The organism is Amycolatopsis sp. 3B14 (assembly GCF_050958625.1).
In the GTDB taxonomy this organism is placed as follows: Bacteria; Actinomycetota; Actinomycetes; order Mycobacteriales; family Pseudonocardiaceae; genus Amycolatopsis_E; species Amycolatopsis_E thermoflava.
Genome location: NZ_JBHZEN010000028.1, coordinates 42,452 through 54,711, shown reverse-complemented (window position 1 = coordinate 54,711; position 12,260 = coordinate 42,452). Strand labels below are relative to the sequence as shown.

The following is a 12,260-nucleotide window of genomic DNA, read 5'->3' as shown; positions in this document are numbered from 1 at the left end:
ATGAAGGGTCGTGTTCCGGACAATCGCCGGTTAGCATCGGGTTCCGCCGTCGCCAGGAGGCAGGCAGACGGCGGACGAGGAATCCGCTCCGGACCCCGGCGGTACCCGCTGTTGGAATTGACAATGCGAGGGGAGCACCGGATGACGACGACGTCCCACGACCACGAACTGCAGGCGGACGCCTTCCCGGTCGGCGAACGGCTGATGTACCTCGACCGCGACGACGACGGGCCGGACAAGGTGACCGTGCGCGTGGGTGTCGTGTCCGGAGAGTGCCGGGCAGGCGAGGACGGCCTGCGCGTCCCGATGACCGACGAAGACGGCGCCCAACGGTGGGTGGCCGCCTCGGACGTGCTGGGCAACGGCTCGAGATCGGGCAATCGGCACGAAACCGACCGGCCGGCGCGGTGGCGGCACCACCTGTCCCCTTCCGGGCGGCACCACCGGCGGGACGAACCTGGACACTGACGGGGCGGCCGTTCGGCCTAACCCGGGAAGGGGATTTTTCCAGGGGCGATTTTCACCGTGTCGCTGGGCGGCCCGGGGAACCGGACCGCCCAGCGTCACGCGAGAGCCTCGCTCAGCAGTTCGACGGGGCGTCCGTCCCGGCGAACCGGTCCACGATCCACCGGTGGGCATCCGCGTTGCCGGCGAAGATGCCGCTAAGGTGGTCGGACACGTAGGTGTTCCACTGCTCCGTCACGCCCGCCGCGCAGTACTGCTTGTGCAGGGCGTCCGCCTGCGGCGTGTTCACGATCTCGTCCGTCGCGGCGTGGTACTGGAACACGGGGACCCGCGGGGGCGCCGCGCCGAGCTTGTTCTCCGCCAGTCGCGCCTGCCACGCCGGGGTGTCCAACGGGTTCGACGTCGTGTAGTCGGAGATCTTCTTGAACGCGTAGTTCGTCAGCAGCTCGACCACGCACGCGTTCTGCTTGGCCTCGGCGATCTGCTGCCGTCCCGTGTCGTTGAGGTAGGAGTCCAGGTGGAGCTCCGGGTACGCCGCGTCCAGGCCGACCGCGGCGAACGCCAGGAAGCCGAAGCCGAGGTAGCCGTCCAGCCCCTTCGCCACCTCGGTCAGGTCCGCGGGCACCCCGCCGGCCACCACGCCGACCAGGTTCAGCTCCGGTGCGTACGCCGGCTGCTTCTCCGCCGCCCACAGCGCGCCGCCGCCGCCCTGCGAATAGCCCTGGAAGATCACCTTGGCGTCGTCGGACAGCCCCGCCTGCGACAACCGCTGCGCCGCGCGCACCGAGTCGATCACCGCGGGGCCCATGGACTGGCCGGTGATGTAGGTGGGCACCGTGGTCGGCGAGTAGCCCTCGTAGTCGGTGACCGCGACCGCGTAGCCGCTGGCCAGCGAGTCGTTGATGGCGGGCTGGTCGTAGAGCGTGCCGCGCTCGATCGCCTTCGACGGGGTGCACTTGAACGCCGGGCCCTGCGTCCCGACGGCGAACCCGACGATCGGCGCCTTCGCCGGGTCCACCCCCTTCGGCACCAGCACCGTGCCGGTCACCGCGTTGCGCGCGCCCAGCGCGTTCGTCGACAGGTACATGACCTCCCAGGCGTCCGCGTTCGCCGCGTTCATCAGCGGCACCGCGGGCCGCCAGCGGATCACGTCACCGGCGTCGCCTGCCGGGAGCGGTGACGGCGGGGTGTAGAACGAGTCGTCGAACGGGCCCGGCAGCACCGGGGCCGACAGTATTGGGCTCGACAGTATTGGGCTCGCCGCCACCGCGGACGGCGCCGAGAAGGCCACCGCGCCGCCGGCGAGCAGCACGAAACCCACCAGTGCGGCCAGCAGCCGTCGGCGGAAATTGCGGTTCTTCACAGATTCTCCTTCACAGACCAAGAGCCGGAGCGAGCACCGGCCACGAGTTGTGCAGTGCCCGTTCCCAGTACGGCCAGCTGTGCGTGCCTGCGCCGTAGTAGTCCACAGTGGCCGGAACGCCCATCCGCTTCAGCTTGTCGGTGAAGCTCTTGGACGTGAGCAGCGCCGCCGGTTCCAGCGGATCGGACTGCCCCGGCGGATCCAGCGGGCCGGTCCGGCCGTCGCCGCACGAGATGTAGAGCGCGGTGCCGCGCAGGTCGTCGATGTGGTCGTACGGGTTGCGGGACCACCAGATCGGCCAGCTGGCCTTCTCGTCGCCCCACAGGTCGAAAAAGTTGTAGTGCCCGGCGCGGATCAGGATGCCTTGGATCACCTCGGGCGTGCCGGGGAACAACGTGTTGGGGATCCCGCTGTAGGAGGCGGCCGCGCCGAACATCCCCTTGTGCAGGAACGCGTACGCCAGCGCGCCGTACCCGCCGATGGACACCCCGGCCACCGCGCGTTTCGTGCCGCCGCGGTAGCCGCGCTCGACGATCTGGCGGACCTCCTCGGTGTGGAACCGGTCCCAGTCCGGTGTGGACTTGAGCCCGAAGTTCCACCACTTCGTGTACATGCCGGCCTCGCCGTCGGAGGGCATGACGACGATCGCGTCCTTGTCCGCGGTGAAGGCCTTCACGTCGGTGAACCGGTCCCAGGACTGGTAGTCCGCCGGTTCGCAGCACCCGTGCAGCAGCCACAGTGTCGGCCAGGTCCGGGTGGGTTCGGCGCGCCACTTCACCGGCACGATCAGCCGCACCATGCCGGTCTCGCCCAGCGCGGGCGAGTCGATCTCCAGGTCGACCGTGCGGTCGTCGATCCAGGTCTCCTTGACCACTTTCGCTCCATCGTCGGCGCTGACCGTGGCGGCCGACACCGGCGCGGCAAGCGCGGCACCGGCGATCACGGCGACGACGGGTGACACCAGCAAGGCCCAGCGGCGACGGCGGCGCCCGGCCCGGTCGGTTCTCATCGGTTCTCCTCGGGTGGTTTCACAGCGGGATGTTGCCGTGCTTCTTCGCCGGCAGCGTTTGCCGTTTCGTGCGGAGCGTGCGCAGCGCCCGAGCCACCTGGAGCCGGGTCTGGGACGGCGGCACGACCATGTCCACGTATCCGCGCTCCGCGGCCAGGTACGGGCTCGCGTGGCGCTTGCGGTACTCCTCGGTCAGCCGCCGACGCGCCACCTCGCGCTCCGATGTGGACAGTGCGGCGAGCTCGTGCCGGTGCAGCACGCCGACCGCGCCCTCGGCACCCATCACCGCGATCTCCGCGGTGGGCCAGGCCAGGTTGACGTCCGCCCCGAGGTGCTTGGAACCCATCACCGCGTACCCGCCGCCGTAGGCCTTGCGCGTCACCACGGTCACCTTCGGCACCGTCGCCTCGGAGTAGGCGTAGATCAGCTTCGCGCCGCGCCGGATGATGCCCTGCCGTTCCTGCTCGGTGCCGGGCAGGTAGCCGGGCACGTCGGCCAGGGTGAGGACCGGGATGCCGAACGCGTCGCAGAACCGCACGAACCGGGCGGCCTTCTCGGAGGCGTCGATGTCGATCACGCCGGCCTGCCGGAGCGGCTGGTTCGCCACGATCCCGACCGACCGGCCCTCGACACGGCCGAACGCGCAGATCATGTTGGGCGCGAACGCGCCGTGGATCTCGGTGAACTCGCCGTCGTCGACCAGCCGCCGGATCACCTCGGTCATGTCGTAGGCCTGGTTGAGCGAGTCCGGGACGATCCGGTCCAGTTCGAGGTCGGCCGGGGTGATCTCGCGGGAGGTCTCGTCCGCGTACTCCGGCGGCGCGTCCAGGTTGTTGAGCGGCAGGTACCCGAGCAGGGTCTGCACCCAGTCGATCGCGTCCCGCTCGTCGGCGGCGCGGTGGTGGGCGTTGCCGGAGATCTCGCTGTTGACCGCCGCGCCGCCGAGCTGCTGCGCGGTGACCCGCTCGCCGGTCACGGCGTGCACGACATCCGGCCCGGTGACGAACATGTGCGAGGTGTCCTCGACCATCACGGTGAAGTCGGTGATCGCGGGCGAGTACACCGCGCCGCCCGCGCACGGGCCCATGATCATGGAGATCTGCGGGATCACCCCGGACGCGTGCGCGTTGCGCCGCCCCAGCTCGGCGTAGTAGGCCAGCGACACCACGCCTTCCTGGATGCGCGCGCCGCCGGAGTCGTTGATGCCGATGACCGGGCAGCCGATCGACATCGCCAGGTCCATCACCTTGAGGACCTTCTCGCCGAAGACCTCGCCCATGCTGCCGCCGAACACGCTGAAGTCCTGCGAGAACAGGCACACCTGCCGGCCGTCCACAGTGGCGTGCCCGGTGACCACGCCGTCGCCGTAGGGGCGGTTGCCGTCCATGCCGAACTCGGTGCAGCGGTGCCGCGCGAACTGGTCCAGCTCGACGAACGACCCGTCGTCGACGAGCAGGTCGATGCGCTCGCGGGCGGTCAGTTTGCCCTTGGCGTGCTGCCGGTCGATCGCGCGCTTCTCGGCGATGCGCACGGCCTCGTCCTGCCGGGCGGCCAGGTCGGCGATCCGGTAGGCGGTCGTCGGGGCGAACGGGACGTCCACTGCGGTCCTCACTTCCGTGTGATCCGGTCGCCGAGCGCGGCCGCGATGACGGACACGTGCGGCGGGTCGATCATCGAGACGTGGTCGCCGGGCACCCGCACGATCTCCAGGTCCGGGCAGAACTCGTCCCAGCCCAGCGCCTCGTCGGCACGCAGGTAGCGCGGGTCGAGCGCGGTGGTCAGCGGGTGCGGCTCCTGCGCGCGGAACAGCACGACCCGGCCGGGGTAGCGGCCCGGCGCGTACCGCTCCGCGACCCGCGCGTCCACATAGGACGTGTACTGGTGGTGCAGCACGCCTTCGCCCAGTCCGGGCACCTTCTCCGCCAGCTGCCGCATCACGAGCCCGATCTGCTCGCCCTCGCCGAGCCGGGCCAGTTCATCCCGCGGAATGTCCAGCGCGGCGCCGTAGGTCTGCTCGATGTGCGTGGCGAACCGGTCGAACCGGTCCAGCAGCAGGTCCTCGGCAGGCGCGCCGGCAGGCAGCGGGAGGATGGTGTCGATCAGGAACACCAGCTCCACCGGCTCGTCCAGCTGCCGCGCGCACTCGTAGGCGAGGCAGCCGCCGAACGACCACCCGCCGAGCCGGTACGGCCCGCGCGGCCGGATCTCGCGGATCATCTCCAGGTAACGGGCCGCCTTGGCCTCGACGGTGTCCAGGTCGTCCAGCCGTTCGAACCCGTACACCGGGAACTCGCCCGGCAGGTCGCGCACCAGTCGCGTGTAGACACTCGCCGGACCGCCGGCGGGGTGGAACAGGAACACCGGGGTCCCGGTGCCCGAACGCAGGCAGCGCACCGGGCCGGAGCCCTCGATCCGGTCGCGCAACAGGTCGGCCATCGCGGCGATCGTCGGCCGGTCGAACAGGTTCGCGGGCAGGTCCGCGAGTTCGGCCGACATCGCCGCCCGCAGCTCGGCCGGATCGCCCGGGAAGTCTTCGTGCACCCCGGAGAAGCGGCCGAGCACGTCGTGCCAGTGCCGGGCGACCCACCGCTCGGCGGGATCGCGCGGCCCGACGACGACCTCGGTGACCGCGGCCGGGCCGGCGTCGAACCCGGCTTGCTCCGCGAGATGCGCCGCCAGCTCGGCGAGGCTCGCACCACGCAGCAGCATCGGCACCGGCAGCGGGAGGCCGAAGTCCCGCTCGACCGCGCCCCGCGCCCGCATCGCGAGCAGCGAGTCCAGGCCGAGCTGGGTGAGCGGCACGTGCCGGTCGACCTGCTCCGGCGCGAAGCCCATCAGCCCGGCGACCAGCGACGTCAGGTGGTCGGCGATGGCCGCGTGCGCGGTCGCCGGTTCCAGCGCCGCCATGCCCGGCCACGCGGAGGCCGCCGTGCGCCGTGGCACGAGCAGGTCGAAGAACGGCCGGTCGGCGAGTCGCGGGAACAGTTCGAGCACGGCGTCCGCGTCGAGCCGGGCCACGCCGGTGGCCGCGCGGTCGCGGGCCAGGACGGCCTCCAGTGCTTCCAGCGCTTCGGCGGTGCCGAGCGGTTCGAGCACCGAGTTCGTCGTGCCGACCACGGCGCCTGCCTCGCCCCACGCGCCCCAGTTGATCGTCGCGGCGGGCAGGCCGTGGGCGCGGCGCCAGGCCACGAGCGCGTCGGCGTACGCATTGGCCGTCGCGTAGGCGGTCTGGCCGGGCGAGCCGAACAACGCGGCCGCGGACGAGTAGACCAGCCACCAGTCCAGGTCGTGGCCGAGCGTGGCCTCGTGCAGGCGCCAGGCGCCCCTCGCCTTCGGCCGCCACGCCGTCGCCAGCTGCTCCGGGGTCAGCGACACGGCCGCGCCGTCGGCGAGCACCCCGGCCGCGTGCAGGACGCCACGCAGCGGCACCCCACCGCTGGTCGCGGCCTCGACGAGCCGTTCCGCGACCCCGGGTTCGGCGATGTCCCCCGCCACCACCACCGCGCCGGGCATGTCGACCGCGCGCACGCTCCGGGACGACAGGACGATTCGGGTCGCGCCCCGCTCGGCCAGCCAGCGCGCCGCCACGAGGCCCAGCCCGCCGAGCCCACCGGTGATCACGTAGGCGCCGTCGCGCACCGTCGGGCGCTCGGCAGTCCCGAGCCGGGGCCGCGTCAGCTCCCGGGTGTGCCGGACGCCGCGGCGCCAGGCGATCTCGTCGTCCGGGCCGTCCGCGCGCAGCTCCGCGGACAGCTGGTCCAGCGACTCCGGGTCGAGGTCGACCAGGCTCGCGTGCAGCTCGGGGTGCTCGAACGCGAGCACCCGCACCAGCGCCCGCAGGCACGCCAGGTCCGGGCGGCCCGCCTCGCCGGAGTCGACCGCGAGCGCCGAACCGGTCACCAGCCAAAGCCGGGCCGGCGATTCGGCGAGCTCCGCGACCACCCGCGTGACCTCGTGCACGAGCTCCGGGCCGTCCGCCTCCCGGGCGAACCACACGACGCCGTCCGGCCGGGTCGCCAGTGCGGCACGCAGAGCCTGCGGGTCGTCCGGCGGGACCACGACCACGCGATCGTCGCCGAACCGCAGGCCCGGCTCGCCGTGGTGCACGAGTACCCAGGCCCGGTCCTCCTCGGCCGCGCCGGGCAGATCGGTCCGCGTCCAGGACGCCTCGAACAGCTTGCCGGACAACGGAACCGGCAGCGCGGACCGACGGAACCGGCGGGCGTGCACGTCGCGGAACTCGGCCAGCACCGCGCCGTCGGCGGCGACGAGCTGCACCGTGCCACGCAGGTCGTCGCCGGACAGCGAGTCCACGACGGCGTCGACCCGCACCCCGGTCCCCGGGTCACCGGCGACCGTGACCGCACCGATCGACATCGGCAGGAACAGCCCGTCGGCCTCGCGCAGCGCCGGTCCGGTCGCGGCGGCCAAGCCGTGCAGGCAGGCGTCGGCCAGCGCCGGGTGCAGCACGTGCCCGGCCGGCTTCGGCAGGTCGACGGCCGCCGACGCGCGTCCCGCCACCGCGGTGACGTCGCGCAGCAGCCGGAACGCCGGGCCGTAGCTCATGCCCATCGCGTCCAGCGCGGCGTAGAGGTCGACCGGCTCACCGTCGACCGGGCCGAGCGGCTCCAGCGGCACCTCCTCGCCGACTCGGGCGGTCGCGTGGCAGACCCAGTCGCCCGGCTTGGTGTGCACGCTGATCACGCCGTCCGCCAGCGACGTCGTGACCTCCTGCTCGGGGCCGAGCGGCAGGATCTGGCGCAGCTCGACGTCGGTGACGCGTGGTCCGGCCGCGGACAGCGCCAGCTCGACGAACCCGGTCGCCGGGAAGATCGGAGTGCCGAACGCCGCGTGGTCGGCGAGCCACGGGTGCCGGTCCGTGCCGATCTCCCCGCGCCACACGCGCTGGCTGCTGCCGGGCACCTCGGCGTGCGTGCCCAGCAACGGGTGGCCTGCCGCCCGTGCCCGCCGGTGAGCCCAGAACCGCTCGTGCCGCCACACCGCGCCGGGCAGGTCGGCAACCGGTTGCTTCGGCTCCCGCGTGGTCAACACGTCGGGGTGGCCGAGCACGTGCAGGCGGGCGAGGCTGGTCAGGAACGTGATCTGCTCGTCGGCCTTGCGGTTCGTCGTCGGCAACCCGGTCGCCCCGGCCTGCTCGATCGCCGCGAGGGCCACCGGGTGCGGGGCGATCTCGACGAACGTGCCGTGGCCGTCCTCCACCGCCGCCGCCAATGCCTGCGCGAACCGCACCGGGCGGCGCAGGTTGGCCGCCCAGTAGTCCACGTCGAACAGCGGCTTGTCCCGCGGATCGTCGAGGACGCTGGTGTAGCAGGGCACCTCCGGGCTGCCCGGCTGCACCGCCAGCCCGGCGCGGAAGCGGTCCAGGATCGCGTCGACCGCGGGCGAGTGCCCGGCCCCGCTCACCGGCAGCAGCTTCGCGAACCGGCCCTGCCCCTCCACATGCGACACCAGTGACGCGACCGCTTCGGCGTCACCGGTGACCGTGCACTGCGACGCCGACGCGAACACCGCGACCTCGACCCCGGCGAACTCGGCGATCTCCGTGGCCGACGCCTCGACCACGGCCATCGCGCCCGAGCCGGCCGCGTCGATCTCCCCCAGCAGCCGCGCCCGCGTCGTCATCACGCGCAGACCGTCGGCGACGTCCAGCGCTCCGGCGACCACGGCGGCGGCGACCTCGCCCATGGACTGCCCGAGCACCGCGGCGGGAGTCACGCCGTGCGCCCGCCACAGCCCGGCGAGGGCGACCTGCATGCCGAACAGCGCCAGCTGCGTCGCGGCGAGGTCCGGCGGCTCGCCGGCCAGCACCTCCCGCAGCGAGAACCCGGCCTCGGCGTGGAACACCGGGGCGAGCCGGTCCACCTCGGCAGCGAACGCGGGCTCGGTTTCCAGCAGCCGCCGTCCCATCCCGGTCCACTGCGAGCCGTAGCCGGAGAACACGAAGACGACCCCGTCGAGCCTGCCCTGCTCCGGCTGCACGTCCCGCAGCGCGGCAGCCAGCTCCTCCCGGCTGGAGGCGACGACGGCGGCGCGCACCGGCAGGTTGTCGCGGCGGTGGGCCAGTGTCGAGGCCACCGCGCTCAACGGGACGTCGGAGGACTCGACCCAGCGGGTCAGCTCGGCAAGCCGGTCCCGCAGCCCGTCCGCGGACCGGTCGGAGACGGCGAACACGTGCGGCCCGCCGTCGTCTTCGAAGCGCGGGTTCGCCGGCCACTCCTCCAGCACGACGTGCGCGTTGGTACCGCCGAACCCGAACGCGGACACGCCCGCCCTGGCCACACCGGAGTACCGCGGCCACGGCGCCGGTTCGGTAACCACGCGCAGGCCGTCGAAGTCGATGTGCGGGTTCGGCTCACGGTAGTGCAGGCTCGGCGGCACCTGCCGCCGAGACAGCGCGAGCACGGTCTTGATGAGGCCGGTGATGCCGGCCGCGCCCTCCAGGTGGCCGAGGTTGCTCTTCACCGAGCCGAGGAGCAGCGGCCGGTCCGCGCCGCGGCCGAGCACGCGCTTCAAAGCCCGGGCTTCGATCGGGTCGCCGAGCAGCGTCCCGGTGCCGTGCGCCTCGACGTAGTCCACAACGGACGGATCCAGCCCAGCCGCGGCGTAGGCGTCCCGCAGCAGCGCGGCCTGCGCCTCCGGGTTGGGCGCGGTGATGCCGTTGGAGCGGCCGTCGGAGTTGACCGCGCTGCCGCGGATCACCGCCAGCACCCGGTCACCGTCGCGGCGCGCCGCACGCAGCGGCTTCAGCACGACGACCCCGCAGCCTTCGCCGCGGGCGATCCCGTCGGCGTGCGCGTCGAACGGTTTGCACCGGCCGTCCGCGGCGAGCACCCCGGCCTCGGTGAAGTTCGCGGTGATCCCCGGGGTGAGCAGCAGGTTCACTCCGCCGACCAGCGCGGTGCCGATCTCACCGCGCTGCAGGCTCTGCACCGCCTGGTGGACGGCGACCAGCGAGGACGAGCACGCGGTGTCGATCGTGAGACTCGGGCCGCGCAGGTCGAGCAGGTACGACAGCCGGTTCGCGGCGATGCTCGCGGCGGCGCCGGTGCCGGACCACGCGTCGATCGCGGACACGTCGGTCATCGTCAGGTACCCGTATTCGGCGGCCGACAACCCGACGAACACGCCGGTGCGCGTGCCGCGCAGCGACGACGGCACGATGCCCGCGTGCTCCAGCGCCTCCCAGGCGACTTCGAGCAACAGCCGTTGCTGCGGGTCCATCGCCTCGGCCTCGCGCGGGGTGATGCCGAAGAAGGCGGCGTCGAAACCCAGCGCGTCGTCTAGGAACCCGCCCCGGCGCGGCAGCGCGGCCACCTCGGCGGCGTCGGCGAAGGACTCCCAGCGACCTTCGGGCCGGTCGCCGATCCCGTCGCCGCCGGACTCGAGGAACCGCCAGAACCCGCCGGGCGAGGTGATGCCGCCGGGCAGGCGGCACCCGATTCCGACGACGGCGACCGGCTCACCCGGCTCCGGGGTCCACGGCGCTGCCGTCTCCCGCTCCAGATCGGACAGTGCGGCGACGAGGTCGTTGATCGTCGGGTGCTCCCACACCAGGGTCGCGGGCAGCGACCGGCCGAGGAACCGGCCCAGGTCGCCGGTCAGCGTCATCGCGTCGCGGGAGGACAACCCGGTCTCCTGCAACGGCTTCGCCGGGTCGACCGCGGCGGCGGGGATCCCCAGCGTGGTGGCCACCCGGTCCACCAGCCAGGCACGCAGGCCGGTCATGCGAGCCGCCGCGCGTCGAGCGAGCCGTCCAGGTAGCGCTGGCGGGTCAGCGTCCGGCTGATCTTGCCGCTCGACGTTCTCGGCACCTCGCCGGGTTCGGTGAACACGACGTCCCGCAGCCGCAGACCGTGCACCGCGGACACCTCGGACCGCAGCCAGGCCGCCACTTCGCCGAAGTCGGCCTCGGTGTCGCGGGCTCGTTCCAGCACGACCACCGCCGCCTCGCCGTCCTCGCCCGGCACCGAGAAGGCGGCGGCGGAGTGCGGCCGCACCACCGGGTGCGCCTCGACGGTCTGCTCGACGTCCTGCGGGTAGTGGTTGCGGCCGTCGACGATGATCAGGTCCTTCATCCGGCCGGTCATGAACAGCTCGCCCTCGAACAGGACCCCGAGGTCGCCGGTCGCCAGCCACTCGCCGGGCTCACCGGGCACCTGGCGGCCGAACGTGGCGTCCGGCCGGTTCCAGTAGCCCCGGCCGACGTTCGGGCCGCTGACCCAGATCTCGCCGACCGTGCCGTCCGGAACCGGGACCCCGTCCGGGTCGACGATCCGGATCCGCTGGTCCACCGGCCGTCCGCAGGACACCAGTGTCGTGGTGGCGCCGCCGGACGCGGGGGTCGCGGTGCCGGCCGCGAGGCGGTCCCGGTCGAAGGTGACCTGCCGCGACGGCGATCCGGCGTCGGTCACCGACACCAGCACGGTCGCCTCCGCCAGCCCGTAGGACGCACGGTGCACCTCGGGCCGTAGCCCGCACTCGGCGAACGCGTCCTGGAACTTCGCGATCGTCGACGGCAGAACAGGCTCGCTGCCGTTGATCAGCGACACGACGCGGCTCAGTTCCAGGTAGCTCTTCTCCCGCTCGGAGACCCGGGACGCGCTGTAGGCGTAGGCGAAGTTCGGCGCGGCGCTGATCGCGCCCGGGCTCGCCGACAACGCACGCAGCCACCGCTCCGGCCGCTCCAGGAACGCCAGCGGATCCATCAGCACCGACGTCAGGCCGCCGACCACGGGCGCGCCGGCACCGAGGATCAGGCCCATGTCGTGGAACAGCGGCAACCAGCTCACCGTCGAGGTGGCGCCGCGTCGCGCGCCGTAGGCCCGCAACGCCTGCTGGGCGTTGGTGACCACGTTGCGGTGCGTCAGCATGACGCCCGCCGGGCTGCGCGTCGAACCGGACGTGTACTGCAGGTAGGCGAGGTCGTCCGGGTCCGGCGCCGGCCACTCCCGCGTGCCCGGCTCGGCCGGAACCGCGTCCACCACCACGATTTCCGGTCCGGTCACCAGGCCCTTGACGTCGTCGCGCTCGTCGTCGGTGGTCAGCACGAGCGCGGGCGAGCAGTCGTCAAGCACCGCGGTGAGCCGGTCGCCGTGCCCGGGCAGGGACGGCGCGAACAACGGGACGGCGACCAGGCCGGCGCGGATCGCCGCGAGGAACGCCACCACGTAGTCGGCGGACTGGTTCACCAGCACGGCCGCGCGGTCGCCCGGCTGGGCCAGCTCGCGGGCGCGCTCCGCCACCGCGCTCACGCGGTAGTCGAGTTCGCGCCAGGTCAGGGAAATCGCGTTGCCGTCGGCGCTGGCGCGGTAGTCCAGGAACGTCACGGCGATCTCGTCGCCCTGCACGCGGGACCAGTGTCCGAGCATGGTCGCGAACGAAGAGTTCTCAGTCATCGAGTCC

6 protein-coding genes are annotated in these 12,260 nt (G+C 72.9%); 1 reads left to right on the top strand and 5 read right to left on the bottom strand.

Annotated elements, in window-relative coordinates; translation table 11 throughout:
• Positions 1 to 141: 141 nt before the first annotated feature.
• Positions 142 to 468, top strand: a complete 327-nt coding sequence (locus tag ACCP09_RS17560) for a hypothetical protein (RefSeq protein WP_027934065.1) — start codon at positions 142 to 144, stop codon at positions 466 to 468.
• A gap of 112 nt (positions 469 to 580) precedes the next feature.
• Here ACCP09_RS17560 and ACCP09_RS17555 read toward each other — a convergent pair whose 3' ends face one another.
• Genes ACCP09_RS17555 through ACCP09_RS17535 form a run of 5 tightly spaced genes read right to left on the bottom strand, consistent with a single transcriptional unit; the run spans position 581 to position 12,253 of the window.
• Positions 581 to 1,828, bottom strand: coding sequence for a lipase family protein (locus ACCP09_RS17555; protein ID WP_027934064.1), 1,248 nt, complete (start codon positions 1,826 to 1,828; stop codon positions 581 to 583).
• A gap of 10 nt (positions 1,829 to 1,838) precedes the next feature.
• On the bottom strand, positions 1,839 to 2,837 hold the full coding sequence (locus tag ACCP09_RS17550) for an alpha/beta hydrolase (protein ID WP_027934063.1): 999 nt from the start codon (positions 2,835 to 2,837) through the stop codon (positions 1,839 to 1,841).
• A gap of 19 nt (positions 2,838 to 2,856) precedes the next feature.
• Positions 2,857 to 4,449, bottom strand: a complete 1,593-nt coding sequence (locus ACCP09_RS17545; protein ID WP_433747935.1) for an acyl-CoA carboxylase subunit beta — start codon at positions 4,447 to 4,449, stop codon at positions 2,857 to 2,859.
• On the bottom strand, positions 4,446 to 10,583 hold the full coding sequence (locus tag ACCP09_RS17540; RefSeq protein ID WP_433747932.1) for a beta-ketoacyl synthase N-terminal-like domain-containing protein: 6,138 nt from the start codon (positions 10,581 to 10,583) through the stop codon (positions 4,446 to 4,448). The genes ACCP09_RS17545 and ACCP09_RS17540 overlap by 4 nt, the downstream gene beginning before the upstream one ends.
• Complete coding sequence (locus ACCP09_RS17535) at positions 10,580 to 12,253, bottom strand: fatty acyl-AMP ligase (protein WP_433747929.1); 1,674 nt, start codon at positions 12,251 to 12,253, stop codon at positions 10,580 to 10,582. The genes ACCP09_RS17540 and ACCP09_RS17535 overlap by 4 nt, the downstream gene beginning before the upstream one ends.
• Positions 12,254 to 12,260 lie beyond the last annotated feature (7 nt).